This window comes from Rhodococcus sp. NPDC056960, from assembly GCF_042674125.1.
In the GTDB taxonomy this organism is placed as follows: Bacteria; Actinomycetota; Actinomycetes; order Mycobacteriales; family Mycobacteriaceae; genus Rhodococcus_F.
Genome location: NZ_JBHURF010000017.1, coordinates 159,090 through 174,607 on the forward strand (window position 1 = coordinate 159,090; position 15,518 = coordinate 174,607).

At 69.4% G+C, this 15,518-nt stretch carries 17 protein-coding genes; 13 read left to right on the forward strand and 4 right to left on the reverse strand.

Annotation, left to right across the window (positions count from 1 at the left end; all coding sequences use genetic code 11):
• Positions 1 to 13: 13 nt before the first annotated feature.
• A complete protein-coding gene (locus ACFTWF_RS26680; protein WP_378464153.1) occupies positions 14 to 496 on the reverse strand; it encodes a nuclear transport factor 2 family protein in 483 nt (160 codons plus the stop codon).
• Complete coding sequence (locus ACFTWF_RS26685) at positions 493 to 1,389, reverse strand: TIGR03619 family F420-dependent LLM class oxidoreductase (protein ID WP_378464154.1); 897 nt, start codon at positions 1,387 to 1,389, stop codon at positions 493 to 495. Before ACFTWF_RS26685 ends, ACFTWF_RS26680 begins: the two co-directional genes overlap by 4 nt.
• 200 nt (positions 1,390 to 1,589) lie before the next feature.
• Between ACFTWF_RS26685 and ACFTWF_RS26690 the strand changes: the two genes are divergently transcribed.
• Positions 1,590 to 2,483 (forward strand): IclR family transcriptional regulator, encoded by an 894-nt coding sequence (locus ACFTWF_RS26690; protein ID WP_378464155.1) that lies wholly within the window; start codon positions 1,590 to 1,592, stop codon positions 2,481 to 2,483.
• Between the two features lie 27 nt (positions 2,484 to 2,510).
• Here ACFTWF_RS26690 and ACFTWF_RS26695 read toward each other — a convergent pair whose 3' ends face one another.
• Positions 2,511 to 3,047: a flavin reductase family protein gene (locus tag ACFTWF_RS26695; protein ID WP_378464156.1), complete on the reverse strand. Its 537-nt coding sequence runs from the start codon at positions 3,045 to 3,047 to the stop codon at positions 2,511 to 2,513.
• 197 nt (positions 3,048 to 3,244) lie between these two features.
• Between ACFTWF_RS26695 and ACFTWF_RS26700 the strand changes: the two genes are divergently transcribed.
• From ACFTWF_RS26700 to ACFTWF_RS26755, 12 genes are all read left to right on the forward strand, one after another.
• Positions 3,245 to 4,120 carry an alpha/beta fold hydrolase gene (locus tag ACFTWF_RS26700; protein WP_378464157.1) on the forward strand — a complete coding sequence of 292 codons (876 nt, stop codon included), beginning with the start codon at positions 3,245 to 3,247 and terminating at the stop codon, positions 4,118 to 4,120.
• Positions 4,117 to 5,820 carry an FAD-binding protein gene (locus ACFTWF_RS26705; RefSeq protein ID WP_378464158.1) on the forward strand — a complete coding sequence of 568 codons (1,704 nt, stop codon included), beginning with the start codon at positions 4,117 to 4,119 and terminating at the stop codon, positions 5,818 to 5,820. Before ACFTWF_RS26700 ends, ACFTWF_RS26705 begins: the two co-directional genes overlap by 4 nt.
• On the forward strand, positions 5,820 to 6,605 hold the full coding sequence (locus ACFTWF_RS26710; protein WP_378464159.1) for a 2-keto-4-pentenoate hydratase: 786 nt from the start codon (positions 5,820 to 5,822) through the stop codon (positions 6,603 to 6,605). Before ACFTWF_RS26705 ends, ACFTWF_RS26710 begins: the two co-directional genes overlap by 1 nt.
• A gap of 11 nt (positions 6,606 to 6,616) precedes the next feature.
• Positions 6,617 to 7,519: an acetaldehyde dehydrogenase (acetylating) gene (locus ACFTWF_RS26715; RefSeq protein ID WP_378464160.1), complete on the forward strand. Its 903-nt coding sequence runs from the start codon at positions 6,617 to 6,619 to the stop codon at positions 7,517 to 7,519.
• A gap of 36 nt (positions 7,520 to 7,555) precedes the next feature.
• Positions 7,556 to 8,614: a 4-hydroxy-2-oxovalerate aldolase gene (dmpG, locus tag ACFTWF_RS26720; RefSeq protein ID WP_378464161.1), complete on the forward strand. Its 1,059-nt coding sequence runs from the start codon at positions 7,556 to 7,558 to the stop codon at positions 8,612 to 8,614.
• 40 nt (positions 8,615 to 8,654) lie between these two features.
• A complete protein-coding gene (locus tag ACFTWF_RS26725; RefSeq protein ID WP_378464162.1) occupies positions 8,655 to 9,833 on the forward strand; it encodes a hydroxylase in 1,179 nt (392 codons plus the stop codon).
• Positions 9,834 to 9,921: 88 nt separating this feature from the next.
• The gene (gene bphC / locus ACFTWF_RS26730) at positions 9,922 to 10,833 is read left to right on the forward strand and encodes a biphenyl-2,3-diol 1,2-dioxygenase (RefSeq protein ID WP_378464163.1); all 912 of its coding nucleotides are present in this window, start codon (positions 9,922 to 9,924) and stop codon (positions 10,831 to 10,833) included.
• A complete protein-coding gene (locus tag ACFTWF_RS26735; RefSeq protein WP_378464164.1) occupies positions 10,830 to 11,984 on the forward strand; it encodes an alpha/beta hydrolase family protein in 1,155 nt (384 codons plus the stop codon). Before bphC ends, ACFTWF_RS26735 begins: the two co-directional genes overlap by 4 nt.
• 66 nt (positions 11,985 to 12,050) lie before the next feature.
• Positions 12,051 to 12,434 carry a hypothetical protein gene (locus ACFTWF_RS26740; protein WP_378464165.1) on the forward strand — a complete coding sequence of 128 codons (384 nt, stop codon included), beginning with the start codon at positions 12,051 to 12,053 and terminating at the stop codon, positions 12,432 to 12,434.
• Positions 12,435 to 12,437: 3 nt separating this feature from the next.
• Positions 12,438 to 12,803: a PEP-utilizing enzyme gene (locus ACFTWF_RS26745; protein ID WP_378464166.1), complete on the forward strand. Its 366-nt coding sequence runs from the start codon at positions 12,438 to 12,440 to the stop codon at positions 12,801 to 12,803.
• Positions 12,800 to 13,399: a hypothetical protein gene (locus ACFTWF_RS26750; protein WP_378464167.1), complete on the forward strand. Its 600-nt coding sequence runs from the start codon at positions 12,800 to 12,802 to the stop codon at positions 13,397 to 13,399. Before ACFTWF_RS26745 ends, ACFTWF_RS26750 begins: the two co-directional genes overlap by 4 nt.
• 20 nt (positions 13,400 to 13,419) lie before the next feature.
• Positions 13,420 to 14,259, forward strand: coding sequence for a DUF427 domain-containing protein (locus ACFTWF_RS26755; RefSeq protein ID WP_378464168.1), 840 nt, complete (start codon positions 13,420 to 13,422; stop codon positions 14,257 to 14,259).
• Here the strand turns inward: ACFTWF_RS26755 and ACFTWF_RS26760 are convergent.
• A complete protein-coding gene (locus ACFTWF_RS26760; protein WP_378464209.1) occupies positions 14,256 to 15,503 on the reverse strand; it encodes a low temperature requirement protein A in 1,248 nt (415 codons plus the stop codon). The genes ACFTWF_RS26755 and ACFTWF_RS26760 overlap by 4 nt on opposite strands.
• Between the last annotated feature and the right edge of the window lie 15 nt (positions 15,504 to 15,518).

Consider the following 15,518-nt stretch of genomic DNA (forward strand, 5'->3'; position numbering starts at 1 on the left):
TCGGTGTATGCAGTCAGGCGCGTACACCCGCGGCGAGCAGCGAGCGCGCCTCCTCGCGGCCGTCGAGCAGTCGATTGATCCGTCGGGTCACCTTCCACTCGCCGTCGATCTTGGCGAGTTCCCACCGGTTCGCCGTGATCCGGTGCACCCGGAACCCGTTGTCGTCGGAGATGATCAACTGCGACTTGCAGGTGGCCACGGCGGTGTCGCCGTCGATGCGCACGTGCCCGGGCTCGAGCATGTGCGCGCAACCGCCGCCGATCCAGCCCTGATGCGCCTCCGACTGCACCATCGCCGTGATGGCCGCGTGCCCGCGCATCACCCCGGTGTCCACGTCGTAGACGCCGTCCTCGGTCCACAGCCGCGCGACCGCGTCGGCGGAACCGCTGTCGATGGCGGGACCGTAGGCGGTCATCAGTTCGAGGATGGCGATCTTGTCTTCGAGCGCGGTGACGCGTTCGGCGAGTGCGCGGACGAGTTCGTCGGTGTCGGTCATGGGCGGATCCTGTCTTCGGTGGGCGTGCGGAAGGAAAGGCCGAGTTGGTCGCCGAGTTGCCGGAGGGCGTCCAGTTGCTCGCAGTAGTGGTCGGCGCTTGTGGATGCGAGGGTGGCGCTGACGACGGTGGTCCCGGCGTCGCGTCGTCGTTCGAGGGCGCGGGTCACGGCGTCGCGGGACCCGATCGGGTCGAGCGGTGCACCGGCGCTGAGGACCACCTCGAAACTGTCGGGGAGATCGACCTTGCCGAGCAGGGCGCACAACTCGTCGAGCGAGAGGCCGAACGGCACCCACCCGTCGCCGAGCGTCGCCGCGCGGCGCAGGGACCGCAGGGTCCGTCCCCCTATCCACAGCGGGACCCGCGGCTGGACGGCGTGCGGTTCGACGACGACACCGTCGAAGTCGAAGAACCTGCCGTGGTACTCGGGGCGGGGGTGCGACAGCGACGCACGCAGCGCCGCGAGGGCGTCGTCGGCGCGGGCGCCCCGGTCGTCGAAGTGGGCGCCGAGCAGGTCGAATTCCTCGCGCAGGCTGCCCACACCCAACCCCAGTACGAGCCGGCCGCCGCTGACGACGTCGAGCGTGCCGTACCGCTTGGCGATCTCGAGTGGGTGGTGGTACCCGAGTACCAGAACCTGCGTCGCCAGGCGGATGCCACCGGTGTGGGCGGCGAGGAACCCGAGGGTCGCAAGCGGGTCCCAGTAGGTGCCGCCGCGTTCCACGGCGACGTCGGTGGGCACGGCGACGTGCTCACTGCAGGTGAGGTGGTGGTAGCCGAGGCGGTCGGCGGTCCGGGCGATCGCGGTCAACTCCGCGATCCCGGCGCCGGCTTCCCAGTCCGCGCGGACGGAGGGGTGCGCGATGACGATGGGCGGCGCGATTCCTATGTGCATCAGTTCGTAACTCCGCTCTCGGGGTCGTCTGTCGTCCCCGTTGTACTCGAGGTGCCCGGGGGCTGTGCGGGCATTCCCGGTCACCGGACGCGGTGGTTGCCCGATTTCTTCCCAGCGGCGCGCACGACTGTTAGTATTTTAAGAATTCATTTCAATTTTTGTCGGACGTATGCGTGTGACCAGGATATTTGGAGGCGTCGATGACTGTCGTCGATTCGGATGAAGCATTGTCGGTACCCGCTGCGAAGAAGGATCTGCCCCCGTCGATGGTCGAGCGGATGACGCTGATCCTCGACGCGTTCGACGGCCGCACGTCGCGTCTGACCCTCGAAGAGGTGGCCTGCCGCACCCGGCTGCCGCGGTCCACGGTGCACCGCATCCTCGACCAGCTCGTCCGCCTCGACTGGGTCGATCACGCGAGCTTCGGCTACTGCCTCGGGCGGCGCGCGATGGGGCTCGGTGGCGGCGACAACGGGCACAGCCAGGTCCGGGCGGCCGCGGCGCCACTGCTGCACGAACTCCACATGCAGACCGGGATGGTGGTGCACCTCGCCGTGCTGGACGGCGCGGACAGCGTGTACCTCGACAAGGTGGGCGGGCGGATGGCTGCCACCCTGCCGTCCCGGGTGGGCGGGCGTGTGCCCGCCTACACGACCGCGGGCGGCAAGGCGATGCTCGCGTGGGTCGACCCCGAGCAGGTCGACGGCCTGTACGGGCCGCGACTGGGCCGCCGCACGGACCGCACGATCACCGAGCTGTCCACGCTGCACCAGGAACTCAACCGGATCCGGCAGCGCCGAGGTCTCGCCTTCGAGCGAGGTGAAGCGGTCCGCGGAATCGGCTGCGTCGGTGTCGCGGTCCGCAGCGCCGACGGACCGGTGGCCGGTATCTCGCTGTGCGGGGACGCGCGCACCGTCCAACTCGAACGCGTCGCCCCGCTCGTTGTCGACGCCGCCCGGGAGGTCACCCGGACGTTGCACCCCGAACTGGGCGCCCCCCGTCGCGGCCGCCGGGCTCCGGAGATCCCGGACAACTCGTGGTCGACCGAGACCCTCGACCAGCTCCTCGCGGTGCAGTCCGGGCAATGGCTCTAGTGCGTGTGTGACGAGTCCCTGGACTCGTCACACACGCACGGGCCGCGGAGCGGCGTCGACGCCGAAACCGCCGCGGAAGAACACCATCGGACGCTCCTCGCAGACCGATTCGAGTTCCCGGACGCGTCCGATCACGACATCGTGATCGCCGGCGACGTGCACCGACTGCACGTCCGCGTGCACGCGCAGCAGCACCCCGGGCAGTGACGGCGTCGACCACCGCGACGGCTCCCACGCGAGCCCGTCGAACTTGGAACCCCGGCTCGAGCCGAACCGGAAGCAGAGGTCCGTCTGGTCCTCGTGCAGCACGTTGATCGTGAACCGTCCCGACCGCCGAATGCGCGGCCACGCCCGCCCCCGGTGGTCGGCGCAGAACAGGATCAGCGGCGGCTCCAGCGATACCGACGCGAACGACTGGCACGTGAACCCCACCGGACCCTCCGTGTCGAGTCCGGTCACCACCGTGACGCCACTGGCGAATTGGCCGAGGGCGCGGCGCATCTCGTCCGGCGAGGGTGCATCCGCGCGTGTGCCGGACGTCGTGTCGGCCGGTTCGGTTGCCATCAGATCGCCTCCGAGTGCTGTTCCGTCGCCGACCCGTTCGACGATCGTCCCCGAGGCTAGGGACGGCGCGGAAGCGTCACGAGATGCCGTCTCGGTCAGTGGAAATCCCCGACGGGTGCCGTCCGCGACCGGGTGGTGTCTCGCTGACCGGGATCGCTTCTGTCCGAGCGGGGGGCGCGCTGGCAACGTGATCGACCATGACGACTGACTCGAGTTACGAGGGTACCCTGAAGGAGCTGAAGACCGACCTCGGCGTGCTTCGCTACCACGAGGCCGGCGACGGTCCGCCGCTTCTGCTGCTGCACGGCTCCGGCCCCGGCGTGACGGGGTGGCGCAACTTCCGCGGCAACCTCGGCGTCTTCGCGGAACATTTCCGGACCTTCATCCTGGAGTTCCCGGGATTCGGGGTCAGCGACGACTTCGGTGGTCACCCGATGCTCACTGCGGGCGACGCGGTACTCCGCTTCCTCGACGGGCTCGGACTCGACGAGGTCGCGATCCTCGGAAACTCGATGGGCGGCATCGTCGCCACCCAGTTCGCCATCGCACACCCCGACCGGGTCGCCAAGCTGATCACCATCGGCGGCATCGGCAGGAACCTCTTCAGCCCCGGTCCCGGTGAGGGCATCAACCTGCTGATGGAGTTCACGGACGACCCCACCCGGGAACGCCTGATCGCGTGGCTGCACTCGATGGTGTTCGACCCCGCCATGGTGACCGAGGAACTGATCGAGGAACGCTGGACGCAGGCCACCGATCCGGAGACGCTCGCCAGCGCCCGCAAGATGTACAGCAAGGCCGCGTTCGCGGCGGGCGCCAAGGCGGCACTCGAGTCCGACGCGACCCCGTACTGGGCCCAGCTGCACAAGGTGACGGCGCCGACGCTCCTTACGTGGGGTCGCGACGACCGGGTCAGCCCGCTGGACATGGCGATCATCCCGATGCGGTCGATTCCCAAGGCGGAACTGCACGTGTTCCCGAACTGCGGGCACTGGGCGATGATCGAGCAGAAGACGGCATTCGAGAGCGCCGTCCTCGCCTTCCTCCTCCGCAAGGACGGCAGCGGACGATGAGCGAAAGATTCGACAGCACCGTCGATTTCCTCGTCGTCGGCAGCGGCGGCGGCGGGATGGCCGCCGCCATCACGGCGGCCCACCGCGGACTCGACACCCTGGTCATCGACAAGGGCTCGACGTTCGGCGGATCCACCGCCATCTCCGGCGGCGGCATCTGGATTCCCAACGCTCCGACGCTGCGCGCGAAGGGCGTCGTCGACTCCCGCGAGTCGATCCGCCGCTACCTCGACATCATCACCGAGGGCACGGTTCCCGCCGACCGCCTCGACGCGTTCGTCGACAAGGGCCCCGAGTTGATGGACCTGCTCGACCGCAGCCCGCACATGACGCTCTACTGGGTGAAGGGGTACTCCGACTACCACCCGGAGTACGAGGGCGGCCGTCCGCTCGGGCGCACCATCGAATGCACGCCGTTCGACACCCGGGCGCTGAAGGAGGACGAGCAGTTCCAGCGTCCCAACAGCATGAAAGGCCCACTGGGTCTGTGGGTCACGTCCAAGGACTACCACGACCTCGCCATGGTCAAGCGCACCTGGAAGGGCCGCAAGGCGTCGCTGGTGGCGGCGTGGCGGGTGGCGTCCAACGTGATCCGCCGACGCCACATGGCCACCGGCGGACGCGCACTCGTCGCACGGATGCGGATGGTCCTCAAGGACGCCGGAGTGCCGTTGTGGCTGAAGACGTCCATGACGGAACTGATCGTCGACGACGCCGGAGCGGTCGTCGGTGTGCTCGCCGAGCGCGACGGACGGACGGTCCGGATCGGGGCCCGGCGCGGTGTGCTGCTCGCGACCGGCGGATTCGACCACAACCAGGACATGCGCGCGAAGTACCTGCCCAAGCACGGCGCCCCGGACATCAGCGCGGGCGCCCGCGAGAACACCGGCGACGGCATCGTCGCGGGTCAGCGGCTCGGTGCGGCCGTCGACCTCATGGACGACGCGTGGTGGATGCCGTCGGTGCTGCACCCGATGGGCGCCGTGATCCCGCTGGTGTCGGAGCGGTGCATTCCGCCGTCGGTGATCGTGAACGGTCGCGGCGAACGCTTCACCAACGAGTCGTCGCCGTACGTGAACTTCGTGCACGACCAACTCGACGGCGGGCACGTCCCGGCGTGGTTCGTGATGGACAACAAGGCGAAGTCGCGGTACCCGTTCGCGCAGGTGCTGCCGGGAGTGCCGTTCCCGCAGGGGTTCTACGACTCCGGCGTGGTGCACAAGGCCGACACGCTCCGCGACCTCGCCGAGCAGATCGGTGTCAGGGCCGACACCCTCGTCGCGACCGTCGACCGGTTCAACGGCTTCGCCCGCTCCGGCAAGGACGAGGATTTCGGCCGTGGCGACAGCGCGTACGACCGGTACTACGGCGACCCGACGATGAAGAACCCGTGCCTCGACGAGATCACGCAGGGACCGTTCTACGCGATCCGCTGCGAGGCAGGCGACCTGGGAACGAAGGGCGGCCTCGTCACCGACGCCGACGCGCGGGTGCTCCGCGAGGACGGATCCGTCATCGACGGCCTCTACGCCACCGGCAACACGTCGGCGTCGGTGATGGGCAATGAATACGCCGGCGCGGGCGCGACCATCGGTCCCGCGATGGTGTTCGGCTACATCGCCGCGCAGCACGCCGCCCAGGTGAGTGGCAAAGAGTCCCCGGACACACGACGGCACTCACGTGCGGGGGAGGTGGCGTGATGCTGAGCGACCCGCAACGCCTGTCCGCCGCCCACCTGTTGCGAAACGCCGAACGGGACCGCGCCCCCATCGACCCGCTGACCACCGTCTTCCCGGACATCGACGTCGTCGACGCGTACGAGATCGCGCTGCTCAACATCCGGGCGCGGCTGGCGGCGGGGGAAACGGTGTACGGCCACAAGGTCGGACTGTCCTCCGAGGTCATGCAGAAGATGATGGGTGTCGACGAGCCCGACTACGGACATCTGCTGTCGAGCATGGTGTACGCCGAGGGGACGCCGATCGACACCGCGCAGTTCTGCTACCCGCGCATCGAGGTGGAGATCGGGTACGTCCTCGGCGAGACCCTGCCGGGGGAGGGGTGCACCGAGGCGGACGTGCTCGCGGCCACCGAATACATCGTTCCCAGCATCGAACTGATCGACTCCCGCATCACGGACTGGAAGATCGGGCTCGCCGACACGATCGCCGACAACGCGTCCTCGGCCGGGGTGATCCTCGGCGCCGGACGTGTGGAACCGGCGAACGTCGACATCGGCGCCATCTCCGCGGTGCTCTTCCGGGGCGACGACGAGATCGCGCGGGGCGAGGCGTCGGCGGTGCTCGGCAATCCCACGAAGGCCGTGGCCTGGCTGGCCCGGAAGGTCGCGAGCTTCGGGGTGCGGCTCGAGGCCGGGCACGTGATCCTGCCCGGTTCGTGCACCCGCGCGATCGACGCCCGGCCCGGCGACGTGTTCCGCGCCGAATTCAGTGACATCGGTTCCGTATCAGTAGAATTCAAGTAAAGGCGACAACTGTGACCAAGGCTCTCGCCGCGATCGTCGGATCCGGCAACATCGGCACCGACCTGATGTACAAGCTGCTCCGCTCGGAGATCATCGAACCGCGCTGGATGATCGGCGTCGACCCCGAGAGCGAGGGACTGAAGCGCGCCGCGGACCGGGGCGTGATCGCCAGCGCCGAGGGCGTCGACTGGCTGCTCGCCCAGGACGAGCGTCCCGACATCGTGTTCGAGGCCACGTCCGCGTACGTGCACCGGGCCAACGCCTCCCGCTACGCGGAACTCGGCATCCAGGCCGTCGACCTCACCCCCGCCGCGCTCGGACCCGCCGTCGTGCCCGCCGTGAACATGGGCGAGCACCGGACCGCGCCGAACGTCAACCTCATCACCTGCGGCGGCCAGGCGACCATCCCCATGGTGCACGCCGTCTCCCGGATCACCGACGTGGCGTACGCCGAGATCGTCGCCAGCGTGGCCTCGCCGTCCGCGGGGCCGGGCACCCGCGCGAACATCGACGAGTTCACGATCACCACGAGCCGCGGCATCGAAACGATCGGCGGAGCGAAGAAGGGCAAGGCGATCATCATCCTGAACCCGGCCGAACCACCGATGTTCATGAAGGACACCGTGTTCTGCTCCATTCCCGCCGACGCCGACCGGGACGCGATCACCGCGTCCATCCACGACGTCGCGGCGTCCGTGCAGGCCTACGTCCCCGGCTACCGGCTGCGCGCCGAACCCCAATTCGACGACCCGACACCGATCAGCGGCGGACTCGCCCGGGTCGGCATCTTCCTCGAGGTCGAGGGCGCCGGCGACTTCCTGCCGCCCTACTCCGGCAACCTCGACATCATGACCGCCGCCGCCACCAAGGTCGGCGAGAGCTTCGCGACGCAGATCCTCGGCGCGAGCGTCTGAGCGCGTCCGCCCCACTCACTCTTCGAAGGACTACCGATGCCCTACAGTGCTGATCTCGACATCCGGGTGACGGACTCGTCGCTGCGCGACGGCTCCCACGCCAAGCGCCACCAGTTCACCGTCGAACACGTCCGCTCCATCGTCGGGGCGCTCGACGCCGCCGGGGTCCCGGTCATCGAGGTCACGCACGGCGACGGACTCGGCGGCTCCTCGTTCAACTACGGCTTCAGCCACACCCCGGAACAGGAGCTGATCAAGGCCGCGGTGGAGACGGCGAAGCAGGCGAAGATCGCGTTCCTCATGCTCCCCGGGCTGGGTGTCCAGTCCGACATCCGCGAGGCCGCCGACAACGGCGCGAGCATCTGCCGCATCGCCACACACTGCACCGAGGCCGACATCTCCGTCCAGCACTTCGGTCTCGCCCGCGACCTCGGGCTGGAGACGGTCGGGTTCCTGATGATGTCGCACAGTCAGCCGCCGGAGGTCCTCGCGAAGCAGGCCCGGATCATGGCCGACGCCGGCTGCCAGTGCGTCTACGTCGTCGACTCGGCCGGGGCCCTGATCATGAATGCCGTCGGCGACCGGGTGTCCGCACTGGTCACCGAACTCGGCGACGACGCGCAGGTCGGCTTCCACGGGCACGAGAACCTCGGCCTCGGTGTCGCCAACTCGGTGCTCGCCGTCGAGGCCGGCGCCCTGCAGATCGACGGATCCACCCGGCGTTTCGGCGCCGGAGCCGGCAACACCCCGGTCGAGGCGTTCGCCGCCGTCGCCGAGAAACTCGGGATCCGCACGGGCATCGACACTCTGAAGATCATCGACGCGGCCGAGGACGTCGTCCGGCCGATCATGGACGACGACTGCCTGCTCGACCGGCTGTCGCTGACCATGGGCTACGCCGGTGTGTACTCGAGCTTCCTCAAGCACGCGGATTCCCACGCCCGCCGGTACGGGGTATCCGGTGCGGAGATCCTCATCGAGGCCGGCAGGCGCAAGCTGGTCGGCGGTCAGGAGGACCAGCTGATCGAGATCGCCCTCGGTCTCGCGGACCGGAAGTCCGCGGAAGCCGCAGTCGCCGAGAAGAAGTCCGCCTAGGCGTTTCGCCGGGTACCGACACCAGAAAGCCGAGATCATCATGGGCCAGGTTCTTGACAGGATCGAACAGTACGCGGACGAGATCCGCGCGGAAGGCGCCGAGGGCGACAGGCTGATGCGCCTGTCCGACACGTCCGCGAAACGGTTGCGCGACTCCGGAGTGATGCGGATGCTGCAGCCCAAGGAGTACGGGGGCTACGAATCGCATCCGCGCGAGTTCGCGGAGACCGCGATGGGCATCGGCGCCATCGACGGGGCCGCGGGCTGGGTCAGCGGCATCGTCGGCGTCCACCCCTGGGAGCTGGCGTTCTTCGACCGCACGGCGCAGGACGAGGTGTGGGGCGAGGATTCCGACATGTGGATGGCCTCGCCGTACGCCCCGATGGGCGTGGCCGTGCCGACCGACGGCGGCTACGTCCTCAACGGACGGTGGTCGTTCTCGTCGGGCACCGACCACTGCGGGTGGGTCATGATCGGCGCCGCGGTCGGCGACCGGGACGGCAACCGCGTGATGCCCCCGAAGATCCTGCACGTGCTGCTCCCGCGCTCGGATTACGACATCGACCAGGACAGCTGGAACGTCGTCGGACTGCGCGGCACCGGATCCAAGGACCTGATCGTCAAGGATGCGTTCATCCCGCAGCACCGGACGCTGCAGGCCGACAAGGTGTTCGACGGGTCCGCGCCGAAGGAGTTCGGCCGCACCCAGACGCTGTACAACTTCCCGTTCTCCTGCATCTTCCCGCTCGGCATCACGTCCTCGCTCATCGGCATCGCCGAGGGCGCGCTGGCCTGCCACCTGAACGCGCAGCGCGAACGCATCACCGTCTCCGGCACCGCGATCAAGGAAGACCCGTATGTGCTGTTCGCGATCGGCGAGGCGGCCGCGGAGATCGCGGCGTCGCGCGCGGCGATCCTCGAGACGGTCGACCGGTTCTGGGACATGACCGAGAAGGGCCGGGAGGTGTCGTTCGAACTGCGCTCCATCGGCCGGCGCACCCAGACCGCCGCCGCGTGGCGGGCAGTGCGCGCGGTGGACGAGATCTTCGCCCGCTCCGGCGGCGGTGCGCTGCAACTGAAGACACCCATGCAACGCTTCTGGCGCGACGCCCACGCCGGCCTCTCCCACGCCATCCACGTGCCCGGATCGATCTTCCACTCCTCGGCTCTGACCCAGCTCGGCGGAGAACCCCAGGGCATCCACCGCTCCATGATCTAGGCGCTTCGCGCCCGTGCGCCTTTTTGGTAGTTCCAGCAACCAGAAAGGCGCACGGGCGGCGGAGCCGCCTCCAGGAAAGGACTTCCACATGACCGACATCCGAGGGCTCGGCTACCTGCGGATCCAGACGAAGGACGTGCCACGCTGGCGTGAGCTGGTGGTGGACGGGCTGGGCATGGCCGAGGGGTCCGGCCCCGAGCCGGACGGCCTGTACCTGCGCGTCGACGAGCGACGGTCCCGGCTGATCGTCCTGCCCGGCGACACGGACAAAGCTCTCGCCGTGGGGTGGGAGGTGCGCGACCAGTTCGCCCTGCAGCGGGTGCGCGAGGCCGTCGAGAAGGCCGGTGTCGAGGTGACCGTGCTCTCGGAGGAGGACTCGCGCTACCGCGACGCCGAGCAGGTGATCGCGTTCGACGATCCGTCCGGCACCCGGGTGGAGGTGTTCTTCGGGCCCGTGCTCGACCACAGTCCGGTCGTTACTCCGCACGGGGGCCGCTTCGTCACGGGCGCGCAGGGACTGGGGCACGTGGTCCTCCCGACGCCGGCGTTCGAGGAGGCCTACACGTTCTACACCGAGGTGCTGGGTTTCCTGCCCCGCGGCGCGATCCGGCTCGGACCGGCCGACGCCCCGGGACCGGCCCGCCGGGTGCGGTTCATGGGCGTCAACCAGCGCCATCACAGTCTCGCGTTGTGCCCGGCGCCGCACAGCGGCGAACCCGGGATGGTGCACCTGATGACGGAGGTCGACTCCCTCGACGCCGTCGGCCAGGCTCTCGACCGGCTCGGCAAGCTCGGATTCTCGATCTCGTCGACCCTCGGCCGTCACACCAACGACCGCATGGTGTCGTTCTACGTACGCGCCCCCGGCGGCTGGGACCTCGAGTTCGGCACCGAGGGCATGCTCGTCGACGAGGCGCACTACACCGCGGAGGAGATCACCGCGGACAGCTACTGGGGTCACGACTGGTCGGGTTCCGAGCCGCTGGCGGCGTTCTCGTGACGGCGTCGCGCGCCCGGATCGGCGCGATGGCCGCGCTCGTTCTCCTCGGCGGAAGTGCTTGTTCCACTGCGTCATCCGAGACGGCGACGGACCCGGGTGTGCTCCGGCCGGGCCAGCTTCTGTCGTCCCGGGCCGTCGACGACGGTCCGGCACTGCCGAGCGCCGGACGGAACGAGGTGATCACCTACGCGTCGCAGGACGGCAACGGCGACCCGGTCGTGGTGTCGGGCACGGTGTCGATTCCCCGCACACCCGCACCCGAGGGCGGGTATCCGGTGATCAGTTGGGCGCACGGCACGACGGGTGTCGCGGACGCCTGCGCCCCGTCCGCGGATTTCGTGGGCGGCCCCGCCCACAGTTATCTCACCGGGGTGAATGCGTCCCTCGACGACTGGGTCGCGAAGGGATACGCCGTGGTGAGCACGGACTACCAGGGTCTGGGAACGCCGGGTATCCACCCGTACGTCAACGGCGACACGGAGGCGAACGCCGTCGTGGACATCGTCCGCGCCGCCCGCGACATGGACCCGGCCGTCGGCACGACGTGGTTCGTGATCGGTCACAGCCAGGGCGGCCAGGCGGCGCTGTTCACCGCGGCGCAGGGCGCGGAACGCGCGCCGGAGCTGAATCTCGGTGGCGCCGTGGCAATCGCCCCCGGCAACGGGCTCGATCAGACGCCGCAGTACTTCCGCTCGGGTGTTCCGGGTATCGAAGCGGCCGAGTCGTTCCTCCCGCTGATCCTCCTCGGCGCCCAGGCCGCGGATCCGGCCATCGACCCGTCGGCGTTGCTGACGGCGCAGGCGCAACCGCTCCTGACGGCCGCGCGGACCGGGTGCATCGACGACATCCGCAAGGTGCCGCCCGTGCCCGCCGATCAGGTCTTCCGCCCCGACGCCGATCTGGGACCGCTGACCGACTACCTGGGGCGCCAGGAGCCGTCGAGGGTCCACGTGCAGGTCCCGACGCTGGTCGCGCAGAGTTCCGGCGACCGGGTGGTGAGCAAGCCGTCGACGGATCTGATGGTGAAGACGTTGCAGGACAACGGGAACGAACTGACGTACCGGACGTACGAGGGTGTCGACCACCGCGGGACGATCGGGGCGGCGCAGCAGGACGCGCAGGAGTTCGTCGCCGGGATCCTCGCTCGCTGACACGCCGTGACGGCACGCCCTCAACAGAATGTTGACAACAGACTGTTGAGGGTGTGGGGTGGTGGGGTGACCACCGACGACCAGACCCACGCGGCCGAACTCGACCGGGCACGCGCGACGCTGAACGAGGCCGGTGCTGCGCGACTCGAGCGGCGTCCGTGGGAGCATCCCCGGCAGCCCCGTTCGGACACCGACCTCGTCCGGTTCGCGGTGTGGGCCGGGGATGCCGAGGACACGGGCCCGGCCGTGCTCGAGGCCGGGCTGCGGCTGCTGGCGTCGGCCCGGGTGGAGCTCGACCAGATCGAGGCCGGTCTGCTGTTCGCTGCCCGGGGCAGTGGAATGACCTGGCCGCACATCGCGGAGGCGCTCGGCCTGGGTTCGGCGCAGGCCGCCCAGCAACGCCTGAACCGGGTCGCCTCCCGGGCCGGCGACCGCGACGCGGAGGCCTGAGCGATGCCACCGCCGGGCGAATCCCGGAGTGGCGCCGGCGAGGTACTCCTGACCGGAATCGCGGCCGGCCCCGGCACCGCGGTCGGGCCTGCGCGGATCATCGCGGGTCCGGACGACTTCGGATGCTTTCGTCCGGGCGACGTGCTGGTCTGCCGCACGACGTCGCCGGCGTGGACCCCGCTGTTCGCCCTCGCCTGCGCGGTGGTCACCGAGAGCGGCGGGATGGCCGCGCACGCCGCGATCCTGGCCCGCGAGTTGGGCATCCCCGCGGTCGTGGCTGCGGCGGGGGCGATGACCACCCTGACCGAGGACGAGCCGGTCCGCGTGGACGGCACCCACGGGCAGGTCCGAACCGGGAGGCCCCGATGACGCACCGCACCCCGGCCGACATCCTGGTGCTGCACGCCGTGCGGATCCTGGGCTACGCGGAGACCGCGCGGATCGCCGCCCGGTTCGCCCTGCCTCCGGGGCCGGTCGCCGAGCACCTCCTCGATGCGGAGGCCCGGGGCTGGGTCACCCACACCGACTTCGCCGGGGACGGCGGCTGGTCCCTCACCGACACGGGAAAGGTTCACGGCGAGCGCCTGCTCGCCGCCGACCTCGACGAGTGCGGCGCCCGCGCCGTGGTGGTGCAGGTCCACCGGGACTTCCTGCCACACAACGTCTCCGTGGCGGACGCGTGCACCGCCTGGCAGCTGACCGAGATGGGCATCGGCGAGACGACCGTGACGCTCGACGAGACGATCGACCGGCTGGAATCCGCTGCGCATGCGCTGGCCGAACTCGAGACCCGACTGGTCGCGGACCTGGACCGGTTCGCCGGCTATCACCGGCGGTTCGCCGACGCCGTCGACCGGGCAGGCACCGACCCCGCCTGGATCGCCGCGACCGACCTCGACTCCTGCCACCGCGTATGGTTCGAATTCCACGAGGACCTCATCGCTTCCCTCGGCCTGACCCGCTGACGCGGCCTAGTCTCGAACTCATGGGCCTGCGACTGCGAGACACCATCGGACGCCAGTTGCGCGAGCTTCGCTACGAGCCGACGGCGAAACGGATCCGCGCCGTGCTGAACGGGGTCACGGTGGTCGACAGCGACCGTGCGGTTCTGGTCTGGGAACCGAGGCGTGTCGTTCCCACGTATGCGGTGCCCGCGGAGGACGTCGCCGCGGAGTTGTCACCTCAGCCGCCCGGCGCGGCGCGGGCGGACGAGGCCGGCGACGTCGGGTTCGCCCTGCCGGACGTGACGACGATGCGGGTACTCGATCCGCGGGTGCCGTTCTCGGTGCGCAGCACGGAGGGCGAGCCCGTGGAGATCCGCACCGGCGCCCGGTCGGCGGCGGGTTTCCTGCCCGCCGACCCGGATCTGAGCGGCTATGTGGTGCTCGACTTCGGCGGCTTCGACCGCTGGCTGGAGGAGGACGACGAGATCGTCGGGCATCCGCACGACCCGTTCCAGCGCATCGACGTCCGCCGCACGTCCCGGCACGTCCGGGTGATGCTGGGCGACACACTCCTCGCCGACACCCGGCGGGCTCGACTGCTGTTCGAGACGATGCTGCCGGTCCGCTACTACCTGCCGCCCGAAGACGTCGTCGCGGAACTGCGACCGAGTACGACGACAACCTACTGTGCCTACAAGGGTGAGGCCGCGTACTCGTCCGTCGTCATCGCCGACGGCGTGCTCGACGACATCGCATGGCGTTACGACGAGCCGCTCGTCGACGCGTCGGAAGTGCGGGGGCTCATGGCGTTCTTCGACGAGCGACTCGATATGGTCGTCGACGGTGTGGCCCGGCCGCGGCCGGTGACGCCCTGGTCTTAGCGCTGGCCCTCGCGCTCCTCGCCGGCACCGGCGTCCGCGCTCCCGAGCGCGACCTCCAACGCCCGTGCCTCGTGAGCGTGCCCGAGCAATTCGTATCCGACGACGGTGACGACCGGTGCCAGCATCACCACGATCAGGCACCACGCCATCGACACGCCCTGCGCCGCCAGCACCAGGGCGAGCGCGATCGTCGCCGCGGTCAGGACGAGGAGCAGGATGTGGAACGGGTCGGGAACCCGGAGCAGGTACGTGTACAGCAGGTACACGCCCGCGAGGAAGATCGCGACGGGCCCGGCGACGGCGAGCACCGTTGCCGTCGCGCCGAGGTGGGAGGCGTGTTCGATGTAGTAGGCGGCCACGTGCAGCCCGGCGCCCACCGCGGCCAGGGACGCGAAGAGCGCGATGTGGCTGTATCCCCACACGAACGATCGGTTGCGGTACACCTCGAGTATCTCCGCCGAGGGCAGCGTGTAGTAGACCCACCACAGTCCGAACGTGAGTCCGATGCCCGCGACCGCGACGAGTATCGCGTCCAGCGTCCAGCCCTGGTGATCGACGACGGCGGACAGCGAGGTCACGGTGCCGATCACCCCCTCGCCGAGCGTGATGATCACGAGCAGGCCGTGACGCTCGACGATGTGGTGTGCGTGCCAGGGTGTTCCGCCCTTGTACCGTTCGGCGATGACGGGGCCGCTCATCTCGAAGAGGATGAGTATCACGCCGAGGCCGAACGCGTACTCGACGGTGAGCGGTGCGACCACCAAGGCGACCCAGCCGATCTGCGCGAGAACGAGTGTCGTGACATAGGTCAGCGACGCGGAGCGGTGGTCGGGGTCGTGCCGGGCGGCGCGCAACCACTGGAACACCATCGCCACGCGCATGACGATGTACCCGGACACCATCACCGAATTGTCGAGTTCGACTCCGCGGTCGATGGACGCGAACATCGGCGGCATGCCGAGCGCCAGGATGACGACGCCGATCATCTGGATCATGGTGGTGACCCGGTAGATCCAGTCGTCGGTGTCGTAGGCGGAGGCGAACCAGGAGAAGTTGATCCACGCCCAGATGATCGAGAACATCGCGAACGAGAATCCCGCCAGCCCGGCGGCGACGTGTCCTTCGGCGAGGAGGTGCGCGAACTGATTGCCCGCGACACCGAACGCGACGACGAACGTCAGATCGAACAGCAACTCCAACGGTGTTGCCGCACGGTGCTCCTCGTGCGGATCACGTCCGACCATCTTCTGGACGCGGTG

Coding starts and splice junctions, on each gene's coding strand:
- ACFTWF_RS26680 (WP_378464153.1), bottom strand. CDS start 496: ATGACCGACACCGACGAACTCGTCCGCGCACTCGCCGAACGCGTCACC.
- ACFTWF_RS26685 (WP_378464154.1), bottom strand. CDS start 1,389: ATGCACATAGGAATCGCGCCGCCCATCGTCATCGCGCACCCCTCCGTC.
- ACFTWF_RS26690 (WP_378464155.1), top strand. CDS start 1,590: ATGACTGTCGTCGATTCGGATGAAGCATTGTCGGTACCCGCTGCGAAG.
- ACFTWF_RS26695 (WP_378464156.1), bottom strand. CDS start 3,047: ATGGCAACCGAACCGGCCGACACGACGTCCGGCACACGCGCGGATGCA.
- ACFTWF_RS26700 (WP_378464157.1), top strand. CDS start 3,245: ATGACGACTGACTCGAGTTACGAGGGTACCCTGAAGGAGCTGAAGACC.
- ACFTWF_RS26705 (WP_378464158.1), top strand. CDS start 4,117: ATGAGCGAAAGATTCGACAGCACCGTCGATTTCCTCGTCGTCGGCAGC.
- ACFTWF_RS26710 (WP_378464159.1), top strand. CDS start 5,820: ATGCTGAGCGACCCGCAACGCCTGTCCGCCGCCCACCTGTTGCGAAAC.
- dmpG (WP_378464161.1), top strand. CDS start 7,556: ATGCCCTACAGTGCTGATCTCGACATCCGGGTGACGGACTCGTCGCTG.
- ACFTWF_RS26725 (WP_378464162.1), top strand. CDS start 8,655: ATGGGCCAGGTTCTTGACAGGATCGAACAGTACGCGGACGAGATCCGC.
- bphC (WP_378464163.1), top strand. CDS start 9,922: ATGACCGACATCCGAGGGCTCGGCTACCTGCGGATCCAGACGAAGGAC.
- ACFTWF_RS26745 (WP_378464166.1), top strand. CDS start 12,438: ATGCCACCGCCGGGCGAATCCCGGAGTGGCGCCGGCGAGGTACTCCTG.
- ACFTWF_RS26750 (WP_378464167.1), top strand. CDS start 12,800: ATGACGCACCGCACCCCGGCCGACATCCTGGTGCTGCACGCCGTGCGG.
- ACFTWF_RS26755 (WP_378464168.1), top strand. CDS start 13,420: ATGGGCCTGCGACTGCGAGACACCATCGGACGCCAGTTGCGCGAGCTT.
- ACFTWF_RS26760 (WP_378464209.1), bottom strand. CDS start 15,503: ATGGTCGGACGTGATCCGCACGAGGAGCACCGTGCGGCAACACCGTTG.